The sequence below is a fragment of the Arsenicicoccus bolidensis DSM 15745 genome (assembly GCF_000426385.1).
GTDB classification, from domain to species: Bacteria; Actinomycetota; Actinomycetes; order Actinomycetales; family Dermatophilaceae; genus Arsenicicoccus; species Arsenicicoccus bolidensis.
In genome coordinates this window covers 20,199-45,012 of sequence record NZ_AUFG01000016.1, presented here as the reverse complement: position 1 = coordinate 45,012, position 24,814 = coordinate 20,199, and the positions used below count along the sequence as shown (strand labels likewise).

Annotated in this window: 19 protein-coding genes; 10 read left to right on the top strand and 9 right to left on the bottom strand. The window is 72.7% G+C overall.

Going from position 1 to position 24,814, the window contains the following annotated elements:
- Positions 1-84: 84 nt before the first annotated feature.
- Positions 85-2,817, top strand: a complete 2,733-nt coding sequence (secA, locus tag K313_RS0110460; protein ID WP_029211576.1) for a preprotein translocase subunit SecA — start codon at positions 85-87, stop codon at positions 2,815-2,817.
- A gap of 65 nt (positions 2,818-2,882) precedes the next feature.
- Here the strand turns inward: secA and K313_RS20795 are convergent, their stop codons facing one another.
- Together K313_RS20795 and K313_RS24215 are read right to left on the bottom strand one after the other, a co-directional pair.
- The gene (locus K313_RS20795; protein WP_019287655.1) at positions 2,883-3,398 is read right to left on the bottom strand and encodes an Rv3235 family protein; all 516 of its coding nucleotides are present in this window, start codon (positions 3,396-3,398) and stop codon (positions 2,883-2,885) included.
- Positions 3,395-4,261 carry a LysM peptidoglycan-binding domain-containing protein gene (locus K313_RS24215; protein ID WP_029211575.1) on the bottom strand — a complete coding sequence of 289 codons (867 nt, stop codon included), beginning with the start codon at positions 4,259-4,261 and terminating at the stop codon, positions 3,395-3,397. The genes K313_RS20795 and K313_RS24215 overlap by 4 nt, the downstream gene beginning before the upstream one ends.
- 161 nt (positions 4,262-4,422) lie before the next feature.
- On the opposite strand from K313_RS24215, the gene K313_RS0110445 reads away from it, so the two are divergent.
- The gene (locus K313_RS0110445; protein WP_019287657.1) at positions 4,423-4,965 is read left to right on the top strand and encodes a hypothetical protein; all 543 of its coding nucleotides are present in this window, start codon (positions 4,423-4,425) and stop codon (positions 4,963-4,965) included.
- Here the strand turns inward: K313_RS0110445 and K313_RS0110440 are convergent.
- Positions 4,956-5,198 (bottom strand): helix-turn-helix domain-containing protein, encoded by a 243-nt coding sequence (locus tag K313_RS0110440; protein ID WP_019287658.1) that lies wholly within the window; start codon positions 5,196-5,198, stop codon positions 4,956-4,958. The two genes, K313_RS0110445 and K313_RS0110440, sit on opposite strands and share 10 nt — an antisense overlap.
- Positions 5,199-5,418: 220 nt before the next feature.
- On the opposite strand from K313_RS0110440, the gene K313_RS0110435 reads away from it, so the two are divergent.
- From K313_RS0110435 to K313_RS20780, 5 genes are all read left to right on the top strand, one after another.
- Positions 5,419-6,147 (top strand): SAF domain-containing protein, encoded by a 729-nt coding sequence (locus tag K313_RS0110435; protein ID WP_029211574.1) that lies wholly within the window; start codon positions 5,419-5,421, stop codon positions 6,145-6,147.
- 83 nt (positions 6,148-6,230) lie between these two features.
- Complete coding sequence (locus K313_RS20790; protein WP_239265318.1) at positions 6,231-7,349, top strand: CpaE/TadZ family protein; 1,119 nt, start codon at positions 6,231-6,233, stop codon at positions 7,347-7,349.
- Positions 7,350-7,531: 182 nt separating this feature from the next.
- Positions 7,532-9,136, top strand: a complete 1,605-nt coding sequence (locus K313_RS20785; RefSeq protein ID WP_029211573.1) for a sugar transferase — start codon at positions 7,532-7,534, stop codon at positions 9,134-9,136.
- Between the two features lie 58 nt (positions 9,137-9,194).
- Positions 9,195-10,613 (top strand): WS/DGAT/MGAT family O-acyltransferase, encoded by a 1,419-nt coding sequence (locus K313_RS0110420; protein ID WP_029211572.1) that lies wholly within the window; start codon positions 9,195-9,197, stop codon positions 10,611-10,613.
- A 31-nt stretch (positions 10,614-10,644) separates the two neighbouring features.
- Positions 10,645-11,061, top strand: coding sequence for a DUF6912 family protein (locus K313_RS20780; protein ID WP_029211571.1), 417 nt, complete (start codon positions 10,645-10,647; stop codon positions 11,059-11,061).
- Positions 11,062-11,076: 15 nt separating this feature from the next.
- Here the strand turns inward: K313_RS20780 and K313_RS23495 are convergent, their stop codons facing one another.
- Both K313_RS23495 and K313_RS0110405 read right to left on the bottom strand, forming a co-directional pair.
- The gene (locus K313_RS23495; protein ID WP_029211570.1) at positions 11,077-11,415 is read right to left on the bottom strand and encodes a hypothetical protein; all 339 of its coding nucleotides are present in this window, start codon (positions 11,413-11,415) and stop codon (positions 11,077-11,079) included.
- Positions 11,412-11,621, bottom strand: a complete 210-nt coding sequence (locus K313_RS0110405; protein WP_156911297.1) for a hypothetical protein — start codon at positions 11,619-11,621, stop codon at positions 11,412-11,414. The genes K313_RS23495 and K313_RS0110405 overlap by 4 nt, the downstream gene beginning before the upstream one ends.
- A 254-nt stretch (positions 11,622-11,875) precedes the next feature.
- Between K313_RS0110405 and K313_RS0110400 the strand changes: the two genes are divergently transcribed.
- Together K313_RS0110400 and K313_RS0110395 are read left to right on the top strand one after the other, a co-directional pair.
- Entirely contained in the window at positions 11,876-16,750 is a 4,875-nt protein-coding gene (locus tag K313_RS0110400; RefSeq protein WP_029211569.1) for an NAD-glutamate dehydrogenase, read from the top strand.
- 86 nt (positions 16,751-16,836) lie between these two features.
- Entirely contained in the window at positions 16,837-18,348 is a 1,512-nt protein-coding gene (locus tag K313_RS0110395) for a sensor histidine kinase (RefSeq protein ID WP_029211568.1), read from the top strand.
- Between the two features lie 199 nt (positions 18,349-18,547).
- On the opposite strand, the gene K313_RS0110390 is transcribed toward K313_RS0110395, so the two are convergent.
- The gene (locus tag K313_RS0110390) at positions 18,548-18,796 is read right to left on the bottom strand and encodes a WhiB family transcriptional regulator (protein WP_029211567.1); all 249 of its coding nucleotides are present in this window, start codon (positions 18,794-18,796) and stop codon (positions 18,548-18,550) included.
- A gap of 346 nt (positions 18,797-19,142) precedes the next feature.
- On the opposite strand from K313_RS0110390, the gene K313_RS23490 reads away from it, so the two are divergent.
- Entirely contained in the window at positions 19,143-19,547 is a 405-nt protein-coding gene (locus tag K313_RS23490) for a hypothetical protein (RefSeq protein ID WP_156911295.1), read from the top strand.
- A 108-nt stretch (positions 19,548-19,655) separates the two neighbouring features.
- On the opposite strand, the gene K313_RS0110380 is transcribed toward K313_RS23490, so the two are convergent.
- From K313_RS0110380 to K313_RS0110370, 3 genes are read right to left on the bottom strand one after another with little or no spacing between them, the layout of a single operon-like run.
- Positions 19,656-20,033, bottom strand: coding sequence for a fluoride efflux transporter FluC (locus tag K313_RS0110380; protein ID WP_029211565.1), 378 nt, complete (start codon positions 20,031-20,033; stop codon positions 19,656-19,658).
- Positions 20,030-20,566 (bottom strand): fluoride efflux transporter FluC, encoded by a 537-nt coding sequence (locus K313_RS23940; protein ID WP_029211564.1) that lies wholly within the window; start codon positions 20,564-20,566, stop codon positions 20,030-20,032. The genes K313_RS0110380 and K313_RS23940 overlap by 4 nt, the downstream gene beginning before the upstream one ends.
- Positions 20,563-24,720: an FtsK/SpoIIIE domain-containing protein gene (locus K313_RS0110370; protein ID WP_169516835.1), complete on the bottom strand. Its 4,158-nt coding sequence runs from the start codon at positions 24,718-24,720 to the stop codon at positions 20,563-20,565. The genes K313_RS23940 and K313_RS0110370 overlap by 4 nt, the downstream gene beginning before the upstream one ends.
- Positions 24,721-24,814 lie beyond the last annotated feature (94 nt).

Sequence of the window (24,814 nt, the reverse complement as noted above, 5' to 3'; positions counted from 1 at the left end):
CCGCAGGACGGACTACCCTGGGCCAGGTGTGCGCCGACCAGGGGGTCGGCCCCCACGCGTCATCCATCATCGAGGGAGCTCAACGTGTCAGTGATCGAGCGTCTGCTGCGCGCCGGTGAGGGCAAGACCCTCCGCCGGCTGCAGGGCATCGCGGCCCAGGTCAACGCCGTCGAGGAGGACTTCGAGCGCCTCACCGACGCCGAGCTGCGGGCCGAGACGGACACCTTCCGGGCGCGACTCGCGGACGGCGAGACCCTCGACGACATCCTCCCCGAGGCCTTCGCCGTCGTCCGCGAGGCCAGCAAGCGCACCCTCGGCAAGCGGCACTTCGACGTGCAGCTGATGGGCGGGGCAGCGCTGCACCAGGGCAACGTCGCCGAGATGAAGACCGGTGAGGGCAAGACCCTGGTCGCGACCCTGCCGGCCTATCTCAACGCCCTCGAGGGCAAGGGCGTCCACATCGTCACGGTCAACGACTACCTCGCGTCCACGCAGGCCGAGCAGATGGGCCGCGTGCACCGCTTCCTCGGGCTGGAGACCGGGTGCATCCTCGCCTCGATGACGCCCGAGCAGCGGCGGGCCGAGTACGCCAAAGACATCACCTACGGCACCAACAACGAGTTCGGCTTCGACTACCTGCGCGACAACATGGCCTGGTCGACCGAGGAGCTCGTGCAGCGCCCCCACAACTTCGCGATCGTCGACGAGGTCGACTCGATCCTCATCGACGAGGCGCGCACCCCGCTCATCATCTCCGGGCCCGCCGACCAGGCGACCAAGTGGTACGTCGAGTTCGCCCGCCTGGTGAAGCGGCTCGAGCGCGGGACCGACGGCGCCGGCGACTACGAGGTCGACGAGAAGAAGCGCACCGTCGGCATCCTGGAGGCAGGCATCGCCAAGGTCGAGGACTTCCTCGGGATCGACAACCTCTACGAGTCGGTCAACACCCCGCTCATCGGCTACGTCAACAACGCCATCAAGGCCAAGGAGCTGTTCAAGCGCGACAAGGACTACGTCGTGATGAACGGCGAGGTCCTGATCGTCGACGAGCACACCGGCCGCATGCTGCCGGGCCGTCGCTACAACGAGGGCATGCACCAGGCGATCGAGGCCAAGGAAGGCGTCGAGATCCAGAACGAGAACCAGACGCTCGCCACGATCACGCTGCAGAACTACTTCCGGCTCTACAAGGTGCTGTCCGGCATGACCGGCACCGCCCAGACCGAGGCCGCCGAGCTGCACCAGATCTACAAGGTCGGCGTGGTGCCGATCCCGACCAACCGCCCGATGATCCGCAAGGACCAGCCGGACCTCGTCTACCGCACCGAGGCGGCCAAGTTCGAGGCCGTCGCCGACGACCTGCAGGAGCGGCACGCCAAGGGCCAGCCGGTCCTCGTCGGCACCACCTCCGTGGAGAAGTCGGAGTACCTCTCCGAGCTGCTGCGTCGTCGTGGGGTGCCGCACGAGGTCCTCAACGCCAAGCACCACGAGCGCGAGGCCGCGATCGTCGCGGAGGCCGGGCGCAAGGGCGCCGTCACCGTCGCCACCAACATGGCCGGTCGAGGCACCGACATCATCCTCGGCGGAAACCCCGAGTTCCGCGCCATGGCCGACCTCAAGGCCCGCGGGCTGGACCCCGACGAGACGCCGGAGGAGTACGAAGCGGCCTGGGACGAGGCGCTCGCGGCGGCGGAGCGGGCCACCGCGACCGCGCACGAGGAGGTCGTCGGCTACGGCGGGCTCTACGTCCTCGGCACCGAGCGGCACGAGTCCCGCCGCATCGACAACCAGCTCCGCGGCCGGTCCGGTCGCCAGGGCGATCCCGGCGAGAGCCGGTTCTACCTGTCGCTGCAGGACGACCTCATGCGGATGTTCAACGGCGCGATGGTCGAGACCTTCATGGCCCGGGCCAACATCGAGGAGTCGGTCCCGATCGAGTCCAAGATGGTGAGCCGCTCCATCCAGAGCGCGCAGACCCAGGTCGAGGGCCGCAACTTCGAGATCCGCAAGAACGTCCTCAAGTACGACGACGTCCTCAACCGCCAGCGCACCGTCATCTACGACGAGCGACGCAGCGTCCTCGAGGGCGAGAACCTCCAGGACCAGATCCGGCTGTTCATCAACGACGTCGTCGACGGCTACGTCACGGCCGAGACCGGTGAGGCCTTCCCGGAGCAGTGGGACCTCGACCGGCTGTGGACGGCGCTGCGCCAGGTCTGGCCGGTCGCGGTGACCTGGCAGGAGCTCGAGGCGGACGCTGGCGGCCGGTCGGCGTTGCGGAGCGAGGACCTCGCCCTGGAGCTCAAGTCGGACGCCCAGCACGCCTACGACCAGCGCGAGGCGGAGCTCGGCGAGCCCGTCATGCGCGAGGTCGAGCGCCGGGTCCTGCTCTCCGTGCTCGACCGCAAGTGGCGCGAGCACCTCTTCGAGATGGACTACCTCCAGGAGGGCATCGGCCTGCGTGCGATGGCCCAGCGCGACCCGCTGGTCGAGTACCAGCGCGAGGGGTTCATGCTCTTCGAGGCCATGATGGACGGGATCAAGGAGGAGTCGGTCGCCTACCTGTTCAACCTCGAGGTGGAGATCGGCGAGGAGGAGGCTCAGCGCCTCTCCGACGCGGCCGAGGCCAAGGCCGAGGCCAAGGCACAGTTCAAGGCCAAGGGCCTGGAGCCCGAGCGTCATCAGGAGCGGCTGCACTACAGCGCGCCCGGCGAGGACGGTGGCGTCGAGGAGCACGACGAGGGCGCACCCGACTCGTCCGCCGGCTCCCGCAAGGAGCGTCGCGCCGCCAAGCGCAGCCAGCGCAAGGGACGCTGACCAGCCTGTATGACGAACGCCCCCGCACCGGGTAGCCGGGTGCGGGGGCGTTCGTGCTGGTGGGGTCAGCCCACCACGAGCTCGTCGATGACCCAGCGGCCGTCGCGACCGACCATCCGGAAGGCCAGCGCACGGACCCGCTCGCCCACGACGACGACCGCCGTCACCTCGGCGAGGCCGTCGCGGTCGCCCGAGACGTGGACGCTGCGCACGACCGGGCGTCGGCCACGACGTGCGTGCCGGTTGCCGACGGCCTGCGACCCGCGCGCCAGCCGGGCGTAGACGTCGGTGGTGGTCCAGCGCACCAGCTGGCTGACCGGCCGATGCGCTCCGAGCACCTCCACGAGGGCCTGACTGACCTGCTGGGCCCAGACCCGGGCGGACGGCAGGTCCGCGCTGGCGGTCGGCTGGGGCCCGAAGAAGGCGTCCCGCTCGTGGAAGTCGAGCGCGAGCACCGGCTGGCGGTCGTGGTCGGGCTCGTCGTCGAGCGGCAGGGTGACGACGCCGCCGGCGGTGTCCAGCGGCTCCGGGGCGATCACCGGCGCGGGGCGCAGGTGCGGACGGGTCGCGATGACGGTCATGGGTTCCCCTGGAGCTGGTTCACGGTGGGTGCGGCCACCGGGGCGGTCAGGACCTGTCCCGGCAGGATCAGGTCACGGTCCGGGCCGATGGTGTCGCGGTTGCGGTCGTGCCAGGCGGCGCAGGCCCGCGCCACGGTCTCGGCGTCGGCGTCGGGCGGCAGGTGTCGAGCCGCGATCCTCCACAGCGTGTCCCCACGCACCACGACGTGGGTAGCCGCCGGTGCGGGGCGACCGGTCTGGGCCTGGCGGGCCGGTCGCAGCTCGGGGTCGACGGGGGAGGGCTGGGGAGGAGCAGGCGCTCGGAGCTCCGGTGACACGGGGCCGGCCGGGGCACCAGCGCGGTCGCCCTGCCTGGAGCCCGGGGACGAGGACGTCGTCCAGCCCGCGGTGGACCGAGCCCGGGAGCCGTCGGACGGGGTCGCGGGTGCCGCCGCGGTGGTCCCGGCCGTCGACGCGACGGTGGCCGCGGGCGACCGGGGCGCGGCCTGGGCCGGGAGGGCCGTGGCCCCGAGGCTGACGCCCAGGAGCAGGGCGGCGACCCGAGCGCGCCCGGTGGGGAGCATCAGGTGGGAGGGCGAGCCGGGCCCGGCGTCCGACCTCGCGGCCTCCTGGGAGAGGGACCAGACGTCGGTCGAGGTCCGTGCCAGCCAGGCGCCGGCCCCGAGCGCCAGCGCGAGCTCGACCGCCGAGACGAGGACGTCCGGCAGGCCCAACGAGCCGGTGCCGGCCTCGACCAGCTGCCGGCCGAGCAGGACGGCCACGACGACGCAGGCCGCGGCGCCCAGGGCCGTCCCGGCGATGACGAGTGCTGCGCGGGCACGACGCGGACGGGTGGCGTGCACGGGCAGGGGTCGGCTGGACATGGCAGCGACTGTAGGAAGTTTGCGATCGTTTGCCTATGGGTGATGCTGAAAGAGTCGTTCCTGGAACTCAGGGTGAGGAGGCCTCGACGGTTCGTGTCTCTGTGTTGACGATGACAGTCACGCAGGGCCACTGGACGTACCCTGAGTGCAGGAGGCGCGACATGGATCGGTGGGACGGCTTCTTCGACGACCTCGAGGGTCGGGTCGAGGAGCAGCGGCGTGCGGACGAGCTGGCCGGGCTCGCCGACCGGGTTCGTCGGGATCGGGCGGGGATCACCCTTGCTGCCCGGCTCGCCGGAGTCGCCCGCTCCGGGGTGCGCGTGCACGTCCTGGGAGGGGAGCAGGTGTCAGGCCAGGTCGACGAGGTGATGGTCGACTGCGTGGTGCTGGAGGACGGCGGTCGACGAGCGGTGGTGCCGCTGGCGTCCGTGGTGCGCGTGGATCGGCTGGGGGACCGTCCGGGCCCGCTCTCGCTGGGGGACCGGCCGGGGCTCGGCCGAGCGGTGCGAGACCTGGCCCGGGACCGACGCCCGGTGCGAGCGCACGACGTCACCGGGGTGGTCAACGAGGGCGTCCTGGACCGGGTGGGTCAGGATCACCTGGACCTGCTCGTCGTGCCTGCCGACCTGACCGTGCGCGCGGCGGAGGGGCGCTCGCGGACGACCGTGCCCTTCAGCGCCCTCGCGGTGGTGCGTCAGCTCTGAGCGCCGGCGTCGGGGTCGACCGAGCCGAAGGGATGGGCCGCGACGAAAGCCTTGGTCTCGGAGTACATCCGCTCGATGTAGTCCTCGAGCTCGCTGGTCTCCACCCGCCACTGTCCTCGTCCGCCGACCTTGATGGCCGGGAGCTCGCCCGAGCGCACCAGCGCATAGGCCTGCGCGGAGGAGATGTCGAGGATCTCGGCGACCTCGGCGAGCTGGATGAAACGCTTGGCCATGGAGTGCTGCTCCTCATGAGGCGGTTGTCGGGCAGGTGGGCCACGTCGGTGCCCGGCGAGGACGAGTCTAGGGCGGGCGGGCCCTTCGTGCGTTCGCCGAGCGGCGAGGGTGTGGACAACTCGGCGGCCTGTGGATGACGGGCGACGCGTCCGCTGCGGATTGACGACGATGGAGCCACGGCTCGCCTCGACGTGCGGCCGTCCAGCAGCAGGAGGTCTCATGCGTCGTTCTCGTCCGACCGCCACCGGCACCACGTCGTCAGGCTCGTCGGCCTCATCAGGTTCGTCGGCCTCGCCGCGGCCCACCGCCCGGCGGCTGCGCCAACCGTCCTGGCGGGACGCCCGGCTCGTGGTGGGGGTGCTCCTCGTCCTGGCCTCGGTGGTGCTCGGCGCTCGCGTCGTCGCCGCGGCCAAGGACACGACCCACGCGCTCGTCGCCACCCGAGACCTGAGCCCGGGGGAGGCGGTGGCCCCGGCCGACCTGAGGGATGTCGAGGTCCGCCTCGGCGACCTCACCGGGGTGTACGTCGCTCCGGGGGCCGTCGGCTCGTCCGGGATGCACGTGGTGCAGGCGGTGCGCGCCGGAGAGCTGGTGCCGGCAGACGCGCTCGGCACCCGCGAGCAGGTGGGGCAGCGGCAGGTCGCGCTCCCTGCGCCCAGCGGGTCCGTGGGGGCGCTGGTCCGCGGAACGGCCGTCGAGGTGTGGGTCAGCAAGCGCAGCGCCGTCGGTGGCACGGACGTGTATGCCGCCCCGCGCAAGGTCGTCGGTGGCGCCACGATCGCGCGGGACCCCCAGGAGGGGGCGAGCCTGATGGGTGGTGGCTCGACGGTGACGCTGCAGGTGTGGGTCCCGGCCACCGTGGTCCCTGAGCTGCTGGCGGCCGTCGACGCGCGCGACCGGATCACCGCCGTGCCGCTGCCCGGCGCCGCGCTGCGGGTGGACTCGTGACGGCGCGGCGGCCCTCGGTCCTCACGGCGCTCCCGGATGTCTGGGACGGCGCGGTGGTCGGGCGTCTCGGGTCCCGTGTGACGGTGGGTCGACGGTGCGTCGACCTGCCCGACCTGCTCGCCGCGGCCCACGCCCGGCTGGGGGACGTGGCGCTGGTCTCGCCCCGCCTGCGGGGGCTGGACCTGAGTGCCGTCCGCGACCTGCGCCTGGGCTCGGTGGGTGTCCTCGGGGTCGTCGACCCGGACGACGAGGCTGGCGAGGCGATGCTGCGCCAGCTGGGCGTCCGGACGTTCGTCGCCCCCGACGCGCCGGCGGCCGACCTCTACGGCGCGGTGGTGGGAGCCCTCGCCGTCCCGTCCGTGCCCTCGGACGGGGACGGGGACGACCTGACGGAGGAGGACGAGATCACCCGTCGTGGACAGGTGGTCGCGGTGTGGGGGCCTGCGGGCGCTCCCGGCCGCACGACCGTGGCGGTCAACCTGGCCGCCGAGCTCGCCCTCGGCGGCCGCGAGGTCGTCCTCGTCGACGTCGACACGCAGGCCGCCTCGGTCGCCCAGCACCTCGCGATCCTCGACGAGGCGCCCGGCGTCGCCGCCGCCTGCCGGGCCGCCGAGCACGGCACCCTCGACGTCACCTCCTTCGGCCGGCTGGCGCCGGAGGTCCTGCCCCGCCTGCGGGTGCTCACGGGTCTGCCCAGCCCCGACCGGTGGCCCGAGCTGCGGTCGGGCGCGATCGAGCGGATGCTCGAGGTGGCGCGCCTGGACTGCGACGTCGTGGTGGTCGACTGCGCGTCGTGCCTCGAGGACGACGACGAGCTGAGCTATGACACCGTGGCGCCCCGTCGCAACATGGCGGCGCTGACGGCGCTGGACGTCGCCGACCAGGTGGTGGTCGTGGGTGCCGGCGACCCCGTCGGCCTGCAGCGGCTGGTCCGGGGTCTGCAGGACCTGGCCGGGCGTGACGTGGAGATCGGGGGGGTCGTGGTCAACCGCCTCCGGGCCAGCGCCGTGGGCGCGCGGCCGATGTCGCGCGTCCAGTCGCTCCTCGAGAGGTTCGGGGGTGTCGAGGCACCCGTCCTGGTGCCCTTGGACGTGGAGCGGGTGGACGCGGCACTCCTCGCCGGGACCGTCCTGCACGACGTCGCGGCGGATGCCCCCGTGCGTCACGCCATCGCGTCGGTGGCCACGGCCCTCGTCGGGTGAACGGCAGGGCCGACCGCCGGGCACCACCGAGCGAGCACGCTGAGTAATCGAAAATCACGGACGGTTCGCCTGCGGGACCAGTCGTGCGGAGATGTTGCAACGGCTCACAGGACCGACATGCGTCACCGTAGTGTGATGGTGAACCGTGGCGTGCACGACACCAGCTTTGCAGGGGGGGGTAGATGACGATCCAGCACGAGCGGATGGGTGAGGATCAGGCGGAGCAGGGGGACGACCGCCGCGAGCCCACCACCCGCACCAGGATCTCGTGGGCAGCCGAGCGGCCGTACGTCGTGCCGGCCGCTGTCGACGACACCAAGGTCGGGCGCGAGCTCGACCATGACTTCGACCCGGTGGCGCGCGCCCACACGCGACGCGCTCGCTGGGAACGACCCGTGATGCTCCAGGCGGTGTCCGGGGACGTGCTCATCGCCATCGGCATCACCTTCGTCCTGATGATCAACGACTGGCGCTCCTTCGGGGAGTCCGTCGCCGGGGCCCTCGTGACGGGCCTCCTCTGGGGCGCGCTGCTGCTCATCCGTCGCGGCTACGACCTGCGGCGCATGAGCGAGAGCACCGCTGCCGTCCAGGCCGTCCTCGGTGCGGCCTTCGGGGCCATCGCCGTGCTGGGATTCATGTCCTACGCCGTCAAGGTCGAGCTGCCGCGACGCTACGTCCTGGTCGGGGTCCCGGCTATCGCGCTGCTCACCATCGTGCACCGGCTCGTGGTGAGGCACACGCTCAAGCGGCGCCGCACCTCGGGCGACGCCATGCTCCGCACCCTGGTGGCGGGGGACGGCCTGACGGCCGGAGCCTTCGCCCGCGAGCTCGCGAGCACCAAGGACCACGGCATGCACGTGGTCGGTATGGCGTTGTCCAGCCTCGACGTCGTCCCCATGACGCGGGGCGCGCAGGTGCCGGTCTGGGGCGTCCTGTCGGAGATCCCGCAGATGGTCGTGGACCACGACATCGACACGGTCGTCGTGACCGGTGGGGGGCTGTCCGGCACCTCGCTGCGACGCCTGTCGTGGGCCCTCGAGCGCACCGGCGCCGACCTCGTGGTCTCGCCCGGCATGGTCGACACCACCCCGTCGCTGGTCACGATGCAGCCCACGTCGGGCCTGCAGCTCCTGCACTGGGAGCGACCGTCCGACAAGCTGGGCCGAGGTCTGGTCAAGAACATCCAGGACCGCACCATCGCGTGCCTGGCCATCCTGGCGGTCTCGCCGATCCTCATCGCGACCGCGCTGGCCATCAAGCTCACGAGCAAGGGCCCGATCTTCTACACCCAGCAGCGGCTGGGGCAGGACGCCGAGCCGTTCACCATGATCAAGTTCCGCAGCATGGTGACCGACTCCGACGAGCTGCGCGCACAGCTGGTCAAGCAGCAGCAGGCGGCCTCGTCCGAGGGCAGCTCCGGTGGCAACAAGGTCTTGTTCAAGATGGCCGACGACCCCCGGGTCACCAAGGTCGGCAAGATCATCCGCCGCTACAGCATCGACGAGCTGCCGCAGCTCATCAACGTCCTGCGCGGCGACATGGCCCTGATCGGTCCGCGGCCTCCGCTGGCCGAGGAGGCGGAGAAGTACCACGACAAGGACAACCGTCGTCTGCGGGTCAAGCCCGGCCTCACCGGCCTGTGGCAGGTCAGCGGTCGCTCGGACCTCGACTGGGACCAGTCGGTCAACCTGGACCTGCGCTACGTCGACAACTGGTCGGTCGGGATGGACATGCAGATCCTGTGGAAGACCGCACGCGCGGTCATCAAGGGCGACGGGGCCTACTGACTAGGGCCCGTCCGTGCACGGGACGGCGACCCCGCCAGAGGTCTGCGAGCATGGTGCCGTGACCACCCGACTGACCCCGCTGGACGCCTCCTTCCTCTATCTCGAGCGGCCCAACGCCGTGATGCACGTGGGTGCGGTCCTGGTCTTCGACGGGGACCAGGCGGCCCCCAGCCACGAGGCGCTCCTGCAGCGCGTCAGCGGTCGGATCGCCCAGTACCCTCGCTACCGCCAGCGGGTGCGGGCCGTCCCGGGCGGCGTCGCCAACCCGGTCTGGGTCACGGACGAGGCGTTCGACGTCACCTATCACGTGCGGCGGTCCGCCCTGCCGAGACCCGGCACGCGCGAGCAGCTCGACGAGTTCGTCGCGCGGGTCCTGGCCCGGCCCCTCGACCGGGCGCGCCCCCTGTGGGAGCTCTACCTCGTGGAGGGCCTGGAGGGTGGGGGCTTCGCGCTCGTCACCAAGACGCACCAGGCGCTCGTGGACGGGGTGGAGGCCGTCGACATCGCCGAGGTCGTCCTCGACGACGAGCCGGTCGAGCAGGAGCCCCCGGCAGCGCCGTGGGCTCCCAGCCGCGAGCCCAGCGACGTCGAGCTCGTGGTCGGTGCCCTCGTGGGCGCCGTGCGTCGTCCGAGCCGTCTGCTCGACGTGGCGCGGAGCGGTGCCGTCGAGCTGAAGGACGCGGGGGAGCGCGTCACCGCCGGGGTCGGCCAGGTCGTGTCCGCGCTCGCCAGCACCTCGCGGAGCACGAACCGCAGCCCGCTCAACGGTCACACGGGGTCGGCCCGTCGGTTCGTCACCGTCGACACCGACCTCGAGGACTACCGGGTCGTGCGCAGCGGTGCCGACCGCGGCGACGTCGGGCTCCAGCCGAGCGTCAACGACGTCATCCTGGCGGTGATCGCGGGCGCGCTCCGCGCCTGGCTGGAGTCGCGCGGCGAGCACGTCACCCGCAGCACGTCCGTGCGCGTCCTGGTCCCCGTCAGCGTCCACGACGGCACCGACGGCGGCACCGACGACGGCAGCGGCGACCGGCTGACGGCCTGCTTCATCGACCTCCCCGTCGGCGAGCCGACGCCCCTGGTCCGCCTGCACCAGATCGCCTACGCCATGTGGCGCCAGGTCGACCGGGGTCGCGCGCTGGGTGCGGCCACCCTGGCGGGCCTGGCGGGGTTCGCGTCCCCCACCCTGCACTCCCTGGGGTCCAGGCTGGGGGCGGCGGCGTCGCGCAGCCTGTTCAACCTCGTGGTGACCAACGTGCCGGGACCCCAGACCCCACGCTTCCTCGGCGTCGCGACCATGACCGACACCTATCCCGTGATGCCGGTGGCCGAGGGGCAGGCGCTCGCGATCGGGGTCACGTCCTACGACGGTCAGGTCCACTACGGCATCAACGCCGATCGCGACCTCGTGCCGGACCTGGACGTGCTCGCGGCCGCGATCACCGAGAGCCTCGGCGAGCTGCTCGACCACGCCTGACCGCATCGACCGCCACCACCAGAGGAGCCCCATGTCCCTGCGCCGCGTCTACGTCGCCCTCGATCCGTCCGACCTGCACCAGCTCGCCGACGAGGGCCGGGTGGAGGTCGACGGGAGGCCTGCGCGGGCCGTGACGGCAGCCGTCCGCCGCGAGCTCGCCGAGGTCGACGAGGAGGAGCAGGAGTATGACGCCCTGCTGGAGTGCGCGGCCGCCGCCTCGGAGCGCGCCGGCTCGTCGCGACGCGTCGTGGCCGCGGCGGACCTGCCCGAGGCTGCGGTGCACGACGTCGCCGACGGCTACGCCGAGGTGACGCTCGACGGCCCGCTGCCGCGCGAGCGGCTGGTGTCCTTCCACGTCGACGAGACGACCGAGCACCAGGACGCCGACCTGCTGTGGCACGACGTCACGGAGCTCGAGCAGGTGATCTCCCTGGCCGAGGGCCGCTGAGCGACGCTCGCTCGGCTAGGCCGGCAGGTCGTGCAGGCGCGCGTCGACGGCGGCCAGCACGCGCCGCATCCGGACGACCTCGGCGCGGTGCCGTGCGGTGGCGAGCACGCGCTCGTCGTCCCCCGCCGGTGGGTGGGACTGCAGGTCGGACAGGTGCGTGGCGTGCGCCTGCAGACCTGAGGCGAGCCGGTCCATCGCCTCCAGCAGGCCACGCTCCTCGTCCGTCGTGGATGACCCGCCAGGCTCGCGCGCAACGGCCAGCGCGTCGGCGACCCGGCCGTGGTGGCGGCGCAGGGCGGCGGCCAGCGCCGAGCAGGACGCCGGGTCGCCGGCGGGCGCGGCATACGGGCTCATGACCCGACCAGCTCGGTCGAGCGGTCCTGCAGGGTCGCCAGGCGGGAGGCGAGCCGCACGAGCGTGTCCGACAGGGCCTCCTGCAGCTCCGGCGCCGGCTCGGGTGCCGACCAGGTCAGGTCCTCGACCGCGTCGTCCAGCACCTGCGCGAGGTGACGCCAGGCGTCCCCGGCGCCGGGGGAGGAGGTCGCGGTGGGGGCGGGCACGCGCACGACTCTAGCGGGCCCCGGGAGGCCTGACGGCGGTGTCCACAGGCCCCTGACGCGATCGCAAGGATGAGGGTCCAGGGCCGGACCGACCGGAGGATAGGTGGCCCGCCCGCCACCCTGGTCCACATCCTGCGGGTGCGGAGCCGGGCGAGGCGCAGGGGTCGCCTGCGCGGCACGGCGTCGGGAGGCTAGTCTCGGGGTGGTGCACACCGTCGTGCACGACGTCGAGATCGATGAGGTACCCACAGGCCATGTCTGCATCCTTCGACCAGACCCGCACGGAGCTGCTGACCGCAGCCGCGGAGGTGGCAGGTCGCTCCCGGGACGGCACAACCGCCCAGCTCCTGCCCCGCTACTACCGACACACCGTCGACGAGGACCTGCGGGCGCGCGCGCCCGAGGACCTGCTCGGCGCGGCGCTGTCGCACCGAGAGCTGGCGCGACGCCGAGCGCCGGGGCGAGCGAGCGTGAGGGTCTTCACCCCCACGGTCGCGGAGAACAAGTGGTCCTGCGGGCACACGGTCGTGCAGACCGTCACCGACGACATGCCCTTCCTCGTCGACTCGGTCACCGCCGCGATCATGGCCGGGGGGCGCACGATCCACCACGTGGTGCACCCGCAGCTCGTCGTGCGGCGCGACGCCGTGGGCGAGCTCGTCGAGGTGCTGGACGTCGACCCCGAGGACGCGCCAACGGGCGAGTTCGGCATCCACGTCGAGTCGTGGATGCACGTGGAGATCGACCGTGAGTCCGACGCGCCCGACCTGCGGGAGGTCCAGGAGCGGCTCGAGCAGGTGCTCGGGGACGTGCGCGAGTCGGTCGAGGACTGGTCCAAGATGCGTGACCGGGCTCGTCAGACCGCGGACGCCTTGCGCGAGGACCCGCCCGGTCCGGTGAGCGACGGCGAGGTCGACCAGGCGGTCCGGCTGCTCGACTGGCTCGCCGCGGACAACTTCACCTTCGTCGGGTGCCGCGACTACGCCCTGCAGGAGGACGGCGATGACTTGTCGCTGCACGCCGTGCCGGGCACCGGGCTCGGGATCCTGCGCTACGACGAGCGGCAGGCCTCGGTCCCGCACCTCGTCGGCGCCGTGCGTGACAAGGCCCGCGAGCCGCACCTGCTCATCCTGACCAAGGCCAACTCGCGCTCCACCGTGCACCGCTCCGGCTACCTCGACTACATCGGGGTCAAGACCTTCGACGCCGACGGCGTGGTGACGGGGGAGCGCCGCTTCCTGGGGCTGTTCACGTCGGGGGCCTACACCGAGTCGGTGATGCGGGTGCCCGTCGCGAGCGACAAGGTCCGCGAGGCGCTGCGCCTGTCCGGCTACGCCCCGGAGAGCCACGACGGCCGCGACCTCGTCAGCGTGCTGCAGACCTTCCCCCGGGACGAGATCTTCCAGTCCGAGCCGACCGAGCTCGCCGAGACCGCGAAGTCCATCATCCACGCCAAGGTGCGCCGCCAGCTGCGGGTGTTCCTGCGCAAGGACGTCTACGGCCGCTTCACCTCCTGCCTCGTCTACCTCCCGCGCGACCGCTACAACACGACGGCCCGCCTGCGGATCGAGGCGCTGCTGCGCGACACCTTCGGCAGCGACCAGATCGACTACACCACCCGCGTCAACGAGTCGACGCTGGCCCGCCTGCACTTCGTCGTGCGCGTGCCGCGAGGCGTCTCCCTGCCCGACGTCGACCGAGAAGCCTTGGAGCGCAAGATGATGGAGATCACCCGGGCCTGGGGCGACGACCTCGCCGAGGCCGTCACCCAGGAGCACGGCGAGGAGGACGCGGCCCGGATCCTGAAGTCCTATGGCCAGGCCTTCTCCGAGTCCTACAAGGAGGAGTTCTCCGCCCGCGTCGCCGTCGTCGACCTGGACCACCTGGACTCCGTGCCCGGCGACGGCCTGGGCCTCAACCTCTACCACTCCCTCGGGGCGCCGGGCGACGAGCGCCGGATGAAGGTTTACACCGAGCAGGAGCTCTCGCTGTCGCGACTGCTGCCGATCTTCACCCACCTCGGGGTCGAGGTCACCGACGAGCGGCCCTACACCGTGGACCGCGCCGGTCGTGCGCCCGCCTTCGTCTACGACTTCGGGCTCAAGGCCGACTCCGCCGGCGTGTGGGAGGACCACGGCGGTGACGTGCGTCAGCACGTCCAGGAGGTCTTTGCCCAGGCCTGGTCCGGCGAGATCGAGTCGGACTCGCTCAACGCGCTGGTGCTGCGCGCCGGCCTCACGTCCCGCCAGGTCGTGATCCTGCGCTCGATCGCCAAGTACCTCCGCCAGGCCGGCACCACCTTCACGGCGGGCTACATCGAGTCCGTCCTCACCGGCAACCCCGAGATCAGCCGCATGCTCGTCGAGCTGTTCGAGACGCGCTTCGCCGTCGGCACCTACGCCGACGACGAGCGAGGGATCCAGGAGCGGCACGGCGCCGAGCAGGCCGTGGCCGACCGCATCACCGACGCGCTCGAGGAGGTCGCGTCGCTGGACGCCGACCGGATCCTGCGGTCCTTCCTCGGCACGATCCAGGGCGTGCTGCGCACGAACTTCTACCAGCACCAGGACGACGGCACGCCCAAGACCTACCTGTCGATGAAGCTCGACCCCCACGCCGTCCCCGGCCTCCCGGCCCCGAAGCCGAAGTTCGAGGTCTGGGTCTACAGCCCCCGCGTGGAGGGCGTCCACCTGAGGTTCGGCAACGTCGCGCGCGGTGGCCTGCGCTGGAGCGACCGGCGCGAGGACTTCCGCACCGAGGTCCTCGGGCTGGTCAAGGCGCAGATGGTCAAGAACGCCGTCATCGTCCCCACCGGGTCCAAGGGCGGCTTCTTCGCCAAGCAGCTGCCCGACCCGGCGGCCGATCGTGACGCCTGGCTGGCCGAGGGGATCGCGGCATACAAGCTGTTCATCTCCGGGCTGCTGGACCTCACCGACAACCGGGTGGGTCAGGAGATCGTGCCGCCGCGCGACGTCGTCCGGCACGACCCCGACGACCCCTACCTCGTGGTCGCGGCGGACAAGGGCACGGCGAGCTTCAGCGACACCGCCAACGGCGTGGCCCAGTCCTACGGCTTCTGGCTGGACGACGCGTTCGCCTCGGGCGGCTCGGCGGGCTACGACCACAAGGGCATGGGCATCACCGCCCGCGGTGCCTGGGAGTCGGTCAAGCGCCACTTCCGCGAGCTCGGCCTGGACACCCAGACCGAGGACTTCACGGTCGTCGGCGTCGGCGACATGAGCGGCGACGTCTTCGGCAACGGCATGCTCCTGTCGGAGCACATCCGCCTGGTCGCGGCCTTCGACCACCGGCACATCTTCGTGGACCCCTCGCCGGTGGCCGACAGCTCGTATGCCGAGCGCCGGCGCCTGTTCGACCTGCCGCGATCCTCGTGGGCGGACTACGACGCCTCGCTGATCAGCGAGGGCGGCGGCATCTTCCCCCGGTCCGCCAAGTCCGTGCCGGTCTCGCCGCAGCTGGCCGAGGCGCTCGGGATCGCCGACGCGCCCGCGTCGATGACCCCGGCCGAGCTGATGCGGGCGATCCTGCAGGCGCCGGTCGACCTCGTGTGGAACGGCGGCATCGGCACCTACATCAAGGCGTCGACCGAGGTGCACGCCCAGGTCGGTGACCGCGCCAACGACGCGATCCGCGTCGACGGCCGCGACCTGCGCTGCCGGGTCGTCGGCGAGGGCGGCAACCTCGGCGCGACCCAGCTCGGCCGCATCGAGGCCGCCAAGGCCGGCATCCACGTCAACACCGACGCGGTCGACAACTCGGCGGGCGTGGACACCTCGGACCACGAGGTCAACATCAAGATCCTGCTCACCGGCCTGATGAAGGACGGCGACCTCACCCTCAAGCAGCGCAACGAGCTGCTGGCGTCCATGACCGACGAGGTCGCCTACCAGGTGCTCCGCGACAACTACGAGCAGAACGTCCTGCTCGGCAACGCGCGCTACCAGGAGCACGCGATGCTCCCCACGCACCGGCGGCTCATCGCCTGGCTGGAGGAGCGCGGCGAGCTCGACCGCACGCTGGAGTTCCTGCCCGGGGACGCCGAGCTGGACGAGCGCGGCGAGGCCGGCCACGGCCTGACCTCGCCCGAGGCCTCCGTCCTGATGGCCTACGCCAAGCTGGCGCTCAAGGCGGACCTGCAGTCGAGCGGCCTGGCCGACGAGCCGTTCTTCACCCGGACGCTCGCCGAGTACTTCCCGGAGCCGGTGCGGGGACGCTATGCCGAGGAGCTGCAGCAGCACCCGCTGCGACGCGAGATCATCGTCAACTCGGTGGTGAACTCCCTGGTCAACCGCGGCGGCATCACCTTCGCGTTCCGCGCGGTGGAGGAGACGGCGGCCAGCCCCGAGCAGATCACCAAGGCCTTCGTCGTGGCCCGCGAGGTGTTCGGCCTGCGGGACTTCGTCGAGCAGGTCGAGGCGCTGGACACCAAGGTCCCCACCGACACGCAGACGTGGATGTATCTCGAGTTCCGTCGCCTGCTGGACCGCGCCACCCGGTGGTTCCTGCAGAACCGCCCGGCCAACCTCGACGTCGAGGCCGAGATCGAGCGGTTCGCCGACACGGTGCGGCGCGTGCAGCCCCAGGTGGCGGGCCTGCTCCAGGGCAGCGAGCACGAGCGGCTGCGCGAGCAGGCCGACCGGCTCGTCGACCAGGGCGTGCCGGAGGAGCTCGCGGTGCGGGCCGCCGGGCTGCTCGACCTCTACTCCGTCCTCGACATCGTCGAGATCGCCCGTGAGACCGAGCGCCCCGGCGACGCCGTGGCCCGGCTCTACTTCCTGCTCTCGGAGCACTTCGGCGTCGACAGCCTGCTGACGCGGGTCTCGGCCCTCCCTCGCGAGGACCGGTGGGACGCCCTGGCCCGCGGCTCGATGCGGGACGACCTGTATGCCGCCCTCGGCGCCCTCACGATGGCGGTGCTGGGATCGGCCGGGGACCTGCAGGACCCCGGCGAGCAGATCGAGCGGTGGGAGCAGCTCCACGCCGACCAGCTGGGTCGCGCGCAGACGTCGCTCACCGGCATCGCGCGGATCGAGCGTCCCGGGATCGCGCCGCTCTCGGTGGCGCTGCGCACGCTGCGCAGCGTGATCCGCAGCGGAGCGGCGGACTGACGGCGACCCCGCTCGCGGCGGGCCCCGGCATACGGCTCGCAAGGGTCGTGCGCCGGGGCTCGCCTCCGGTCACCTAGGGTGAGGACGTGGCGACCCTCACCGACATCCTGCGTGCCGAGACCGACCTGGACGACGTCGACCTCAACTGGCTCCGCCTGCTGGTGGGCGACTGGCAGATCATCTCGGACCTAACCTTCGCCGACCTGGTGCTGTGGGTGCCGACGCGGTCGGGGGAGTGGCTGGTCGTGGCGCACGCGCGCCCGACGACCGGGCGCATGGTGTTTGCCGAGGACATCGTGGGGACGCGCACCCCGCGCAGCCGCCGACCGCTCCTCAACGAGTCGTTCGCATCCAGGCGGACCGTTCGCGACCAGGACCCGGGCTGGATCGACGACGACGGGATCCGGCAGGACGCCGTCCCGGTCGTGCACAACGGCCGGGCGGTCGCGGTGATGAGCCGCTGCACCAATCCCGCCTACCTGCGGGTGCCGAGCCGGCTCGAGCTGACCTACATGTCCACCGGCGACGCCATGTGCCGGATGATCGCGTCGGGCGCGTTCCCCAGCAGCGAGGTCCCGACGGGGCAGCGGCGCGGGGCTCCCCGCGTGGGCGACGGCATCGTGCGTCTCGACGTCGACGGCGTCATCACCTATGCCAGCCCCAACGCCATCTCGGGCCTGCACCGCATCGGGCACGTCGGGGCCGTGATCGGGGTGACGCTCGCCGAGATCACGACGGGCGTGCTCCGGGACCACGCACCGGTCGACGAGACCCTCGCCCTGGTCGTGACGGGGCGCGCGCCGTGGAGCACCGAGGTCGAGACCCGCGCCGGCCACGTGACGATGCGCGCGATCCCCCTGGTCGAGCGCGAGCAGCGGGTCGGCGCGGTCATCATCATGCGCGACGTCAGCGAGCTGCGGCGCCGCGAGCGGGAGCTCATGACCAAGGACGCGACGATCCGCGAGATCCACCACCGGGTCAAGAACAACCTGCAGACCGTCGCGGCGGTGCTGCGCCTCCAGGCCCGTCGGATGCCGTCAGAGGACGCTCGCGTGGCCCTGCAGGAGGCGGTGCGGCGGGTGGGCACGATCGCGCTGGTGCACCAGACCCTCAGCCAGGCGCTGGACGAGACCGTGGACTTCGACGACATCGTCCGGCGGTCCAGCAGCTCGGTCGTCGAGGTGGCACGCACGGAGGAGCCCGTGCGCACGCAGCTCGTCGGGTCGTTCGGGCGGCTGCGGGCCGAGGATGCCACGTCGTTGTCGATGGTGATGGCCGAGCTCGTGTCCAACGCCGTCGAGCACGGCCTGGCCTCGACCGGTGGCGAGCTCGTCATCGAGGCGCGCCGCGACGCCGACCCGAACGACCCGTCGGACGACGCGGGGGAGCTGCTGACGGTGACCGTCTCCGACGACGGGGTCGGGCTGCCGGAGGGCTTCACGCCGCAAGGGGACAGCCTGGGCACCCAGATCGTGTCGAGCCTGGTCCAGGACCTGCGGGGTCACATCCGCTGGGAGCGCCGCGAACCCCGCGGGACGACCGTGACGTTCACCGCCAAGCTGCGTCCCGAGGGCAAGCCGACCGACGACCTGGTCTGACCGCCGTCGCGTGGGGTCGGGGGCGTGCGGGTCGGCGCTGCGAGCGCTGAGCAGCCACGGTGCGGGGCTCGAGAGCGTGCCAGGTCCGCGCTGCGAGCGCTGACGCGGCACGGGACCCCATCACGGTTGTGGGCGCACGACGACGGCGCCGCCACCCGGGGGTGGCGACGCCGTCGTTGGTGTGATGTGCCTGCGGGAGTCAGCTCGCGCGGCGGGCCCGGGCGTTGCGGCGCTTGAGAGCGCGTCGCTCGTCCTCGGACATGCCGCCCCAGACGCCGGCATCCTGACCGGACTCGATGGCCCACTTGAGGCAGGTGTCCATGACCGGGCACCGTCGGCACACGGCCTTGGCCTCCTCGATCTGCATGATTGCCGGGCCCGTGTTGCCGATCGGGAAGAAGAGCTCAGGGTCCTCCTCAAGGCAGGCCGCGCGGTCGCGCCAGTCCATCTTGATCATGCTCCTTGCATTGACGATGCGGCCTGGGTGCGTGAGGGCATCCAGGGTTCCGTACCCTTGTGGGGTGTGGGAGATGTTGGGTCCAACGATGGACATGCCCAGCGTGTTCCGCCCCGCTCTCGTCCACCATCACATCTGCCGCATCTGTGGCACAAGGGGTGGGCGTCAGAAGCTGTCGCCTACGCTTGTGGGTACCGTTTGATCGAGCAAAGCTCGTCGCACGCCGACTAGCAACCTTAGTAAGAACATGCCTCGTTGACTAGAGGCTGGGACGAATTCAGGGCCGATCGTGCGATCGGACCTGACCTTTGGTCACGATTGAAGAGGATTGGTCACGTTGAGTAGCAGCAAACCAGCGCGAGGCGCGGCCACGAGCGCCGGGGCCGCACTCTGGTCGGCCCTCGTCCTGGCGATCCAGGCGGTCGTGGCCGTGGTGGCCGCGGGCTACTGGGCAGTGCAGATCGGGTCCGGTGGCACCGACGAGGTGGCGCGGAGCGTGGTCGAGCTCGTGCTGTTCCTCCTGGCCGCGGCGGGCTTCGTGGCGCTGGCGCGGGGACTGTGGCGCGGGAGCAGGTGGCCGCGCACCCCGACGGTGCTGTGGCACGTGCTGCTCGTGCCGGTGGGGATCAGCCTGTGGCAGAGCGGCGAGGTCGTGCTGGCCGCGCTGGTGCTGCTGGGCGTCACCGTGGCGATCGCCGGGATCGTGCTCTCCCGTCCCCACGGCTCGGGCGTCGACGCCTGAGGCGGCGACCCCGACCTCGACCCCCGCGCCGACCCGGACCCCGAGCCGGCGTCGGCCCCCTGCCTGCGTCTCCGAGGCGAGCACCAGCCGTATGACGGTCCGCCGGCGTCAGGCGCCGGCGACGGCCCAGCCCAGGGTGGCGGCCAGCACCCCACCGAGCACGTTGCCGCCGAGGTAGGTACCGAGCAACGTCCACTCCCGGCGGTGCACGAGCTCGGCGCACCCGACGGCCAGCGGCGACCAGCTGCCGAGGCTGCCGGCGAAGCCCATCCCGACGAGGGCATAGAGCGGCTGCGCGAGGCCGCCGGCGACGAACCAGTGCAGCATCATGCCGATGAGCAGCGACGCCGTGACGTTGACCGCGGTCGTCGCGACGGCGCCGCGGGGGAGGTCCTCTCGGGATGGGGCGCGCAGCGCGACGGCATACCGGACCATGGAGCCGAGCCCGGCCCCGACGGCGAGGCACAGGGTGTCGACGAGCCTCATCGGCGCCACCTCGGACGGGCGGCGCGGACGGGCGAGGTGTGCTCGCGCGGGTCGCGGGACTGGACGGGGTGGGTGCCGGTGGAGGCCTGCCGGCGCACGGCCGAGCGTGGCCCCCCGGAACCGCCCGGACGGTCGGAGCGGTCGGGGCGCTCGATCAGCCTCATCGCGAGGTGCAGGCCTGCGACGGCGGCGGCGACGCCGACCAGGACGGTGGCGAGGAGGTAGACGACGGCGGTCGCGAGTCGCTGCGGGGCGAGCAGGATGACCTGGCCGGTGAACAGGCCGAAGGTCGTGAAGGACGCGAGCGCCCCGGTGAGAAAGGCGAGTGACCACAGGGGTCCGCGGCGCAGCAGGTAGGGCGTGAGGAAGCCGGCCAGCCCGCAGCCGATCGCCTGGGTGAGCAGGAGCGAGGTGGGGAAGTGGCCCGCGTCGTAGGGGACGAGCTCGCTGATGCCTGCTCGCAGGAGCGCTCCGCCGATCCCGCCCGCGGCGACCACGGCGAAGCGCGTCGTCGGGCTCAGGCGGGTGGTCACCCGTCGATTGTGCCCTGTCCCTGCAGGCGGTGGGTCAGCGCGACCTGCACGACGAGGGTGCGGCCACGATCGACCAGGACGCCGCGACCAGGTGGGGGTCCGTGCAGGCGGGGGAGGGCGACGCCGAGGAGGTCGCCGTCGGAGGCGTGGCGTGGCTGCAGGACGATGCCGGTGGCGGCGCGGCGGAGCTCCGTGGCGAGGCCGCGGTAGGTCGCAGCGAGGTGCTGGGTGGTGCCCGCGGCGACGACGGCGGCCCCACCGGGGTGGCTGACGGCGTGCCGCGCGAGCTCGACCAGGACCTGCTCGACGGGGCTGTCCAGCAGGCGCTCGACATCGTCGACGAGGACCAGCGTCGCGGGCTGCTGGGCGAGGTGCCGGCGCAGCGCTTCGTCGTCGCTCGGGCCCAGGACGCTGGCTGCGGAGCCCGAGACGGCCCACGCGGCCACCGGAGAGGGGCCGACAGCGATGACGAGCACCTGCTCGGTCGGCCGCCCGGATGCCTGCGCCAGGGTGATCAGGGTGGTGCTGCGTCCGCTGCCCGGTGGGCCGCACACGGTGACGACCGGCCGGAGGGCCAGGTCCAGCGCGACGGGGGTGGCGGTGTCCCCGCCGAGCCCGAAGGCGCGCGGATCTGCTTGCCGCAGAGCGTCGTCGGTGACCATGGCCGGCAGCGGTCGCAGGGCCAGCGGTGGTCGCCGACGGGCCGGCACCAGGTCACGGGCGAGCTGCCGCACGTCGTTCGGCTCGGTGAGGACGACCTGGACCTCGGCGTGGTCCGTGGCCCGGATGCCGCGCCCGGGAGGCTGGTGGTCCGGGCGGGCCGAGGCCGGGACGCCGCACAGGGCCAGGTCCGTCGCGTCGGCGAGCCGCAGCAGCAGACGCTCTCCCAGGTGGGTCGCGATCGACGAGGTCAGCAACGAGCGATCACCGGCGAGCACCACGACGAGGCCGTGCCCGGGCCCGTCGCGCAGGAGGCCGGTCAGGGCGTCCTGCAGGGCGGCACCGGTGAGAGGGTCCGCGCCGGCGAGGACGGCGTCCCACCGATCGACGAGGACCAGGACGGTCGGGTGCGCGTCGTCGGAGGCAACCTCGGAGGGCACGGTGGGGTGCAGCCCGGCGGCGAGCAGCTGCAGGAGACGCAGGACGCGACCCGGGTCGGCACGCGTCACGCGAGTGCCGCAGTGGGGCAGGGTCTCGAGGTCGCCGAGCCCGCCGTCTCCGTCGACGACGTGCAGGTGCAGCTGGTCTGCGGTGTGTCGCGAGACCGCCTCGACCGCGACGCTCCGCAGCAGGCTCGTGCGGCCGGTCCGGTGGGTCCCGACCACGGCGAGGTGACGACCGGCCTGCAGGTCGTAGTGCCAGACCGCTTGCTGCTGCTCGTGCGGGAGGTCCACCAGGCCCAGGGGCAGGGCGCCGTGGCCGTCGCTCGGGCCGGGGTCGGGCGGGAGGTCGGCGGGGTGGACGAGATCAGGCAACGGCGCGAGCCAGGGACTGGCCGGTCGGGACCGTCCCACGGCCGCCTCGCAGGTGGCGCGAACGAGGGCCGCGAGCTGGGTGTCTGGTCCGTTCCGGGCGGAGGACACGCGTCGCCCGTCCTCGAGCTCCACCGTTACGTCGCCGGTCGTGACGAGGGCCGGTGCTCCGGCCCACGCGGTCTGGAAGGCTCGAAGGCTTCCGTCGCCGGTCCGCCAGAGCGCGCGACCGGCCAGCCGGTCGCTGATCCGGGCCGCGTCGGGTGCCTCGATGACGTCCTCGGAGTCGGCGCGGTCACGCATGCGCAGGGCGATGCGAGCGTTGACGTTGGCACGGATGTCGGGCGTGACGACACCTGCCGGTCGCTGCGTCGCGAGCACGAGGTGGACGCCCAGGGAGCGACCGATCGTGGCGACGGTGAGCAGCCCCGGCACGAAGTCCGGGAGCTCCTGCGCCAGGACCCGGAACTCGTCGACGACGATCACCAGCCGGGGCACGAGCGGGTCGCCGGGCCGGCGGACCCGCTGGTAGGCCTCCAGGTCGACCGCGCCGGCAGCACGCAGGGCACGCTCGCGGCGGGTCAGCTCGGCGCGCAGCGAGGTGAGGGCTCGACGGGCGAGGTGGGGGTCGAGGTCCGTGACGAGTCCTGTGGTGTGCGGCAGGGCGGCGCACTCGGCGAAGGCCGCCCCACCCTTGTAGTCGAGCAGCACGAGGGTGAGCTCGTCCGGCGGCAGCGCGAGAGCCAGCCCCGCGACGAGGGTCTGCAGCAGCTCGGACTTGCCGGCCCCGGTGGTGCCGCCGACGAGCACGTGCGGGCCGTCGGCGGCGAGGTCGAGGGTGATCGGGCCGCCTGCCGAGCGGCCGAGCGCTGCGAGGGGGTGCCGGGTGGGCCGGGTCCAGGCCGCGGCCACGTCGGTCGGGCTGTCCAGCCCGACGGGGCTGACGTCGGCCAGGGTCACCAGGTCGGGGGTGATGGCCGCCGCGCCCGAGGTGGACGCCCGCAAGGGCGCGAGCGCTCGCGCCAGCTCCCACGACACGTTGGGTCCGACCGCGTCGGGGACGGCGCCCGAGACCAGACCTCCGCCCGGCATACCGACTGAGGCCCGGCCATCGGGATCGAGTCGCAACCAGGCCCCGGCCGACGCCGGGAGCCGGTCCGGTTGCTCCGCGACGGTCAGGACCAGCACCGACTCACCTCCCACCCCGGACAGGAGCCGAGCGAGCAGCTCGTCCAGCCCGGCCGAGTCGAGCCCGGCGACCACCACCAGGTGCCGGGGTGATCCAGCCGCGTGCGGGCTGCCGAGGACGTCGTTCCCGAGCAGCTCCTCGATCAGGTCGGAGGCCGCCTGGGTGCCGACGACGGGCACGGGCGTCGTCGGCCGCTGCGAACGGTGCGGCAGCCAGCGGCTCCACTCCCACGACCGGGCCTGGCGGGGCGAGCCGGCCACCACGTCGATGGTCAGCGAATCTGGAGGGCACTCGACGGTGAGGGCGCCCACGACGGCCCGCGCGACGCCGATCGCGCCGGGTCCGCTCAGGCCGATGATGCGGGCCTCCGCCAGGTCCACGTCGACCGGGACGTCGTCCAGGGAGGGCCGGGTCAGGGCGCCGTCCGGCTCGCGGACGGCCGCGCGGGCCGGCAGCCGGGCGCGGCCGAGCCGGACGACCAGCGGCACCGTCGCCCCGGCGGGTCGGGACCACAGCCCGGGCGCCTCGAGCCGGGCGGTCATCAGGACCGCCGCCGGATCCCGCGACGCCTGCTCGCGTCTCACGCGTTCGTCAGCCAGGACCTCGGCCAGACGCCGGTCGAGGTCCGCACCGGCGGCCCGGTGGTCCTCGCGCTCGGCTCGAGCCCGACGACCCCGGGCCGAACGGTCCGTGAGATAGGTGCCGAGCACCATCACCGGGCCCAGCAGGCCGAAGAGCAGGAGGTAGGGCGAGTGCATCACCCAGGCGAGCACCCCCGAGGCGATCAACGGGAGCAGCAGGGTCAACCACGGAAAGCTCCGGCCCTCTGCCCCGGCGGGGGGCCTGGGACGTTCCAGGACGACGTCCTCGGGACGCGGCACGACCGTCGGGAGCGGGTGGACGACGAGGTGGCCCTCCCCGTCAGGCTCGGCACGCTGACGGCGGGCGCTGCGACGGACCGACACGACGGAGCTCCCGAGGCGCACCCGGGTGCCCACCGTCAGGGCCACCGACCCCTCGACCGCCTCCCCGTCGACGTGAGACCCGTTGGTCGAGCCGCAGTCCGTCAGGAGCACGCCGTCGTCGTCCACCGAGACGACGGCATGACGGCGGGACAGCTCCGGGTCGTCGAGGGTGATGTCGGACGTCGGGTCGCGGCCGACGACGTGCGGTCCTGCGGGCAGCGGCACCACGCGCCCGGCATCCGGCCCGCCCACGGTGACGAGGTGCAACGCCGACGGCGGTCTCGCGGGGGCGGACGCGTCCCCGACGTCGGGCCGGTCGCTCACCCGGGCTCCCCGCACCAGGGGCGGCCGACCCACCACGGCGCCGTCCGGGATCACGGCGGGGCCGAGGCGCCATACGGTCCCTGGGTCGCCTCCGACGGCCGTCGCCAGGAGCGGCCGCACCGTCGACCAGGGCGTGCCTGGCGGGGCCGTGACGGCCACGACCGACTCCACCCCGGCCGACTGCACCCTCAGCTCCACTCGCACTGCGTCCTCCTCCCGCGTCGGGCCCACTGTGCAGGCCGCCACCGACAGGCCCTGGGCGTCATCCACAGGACCGGAGGAACGGTGACGCGCACTC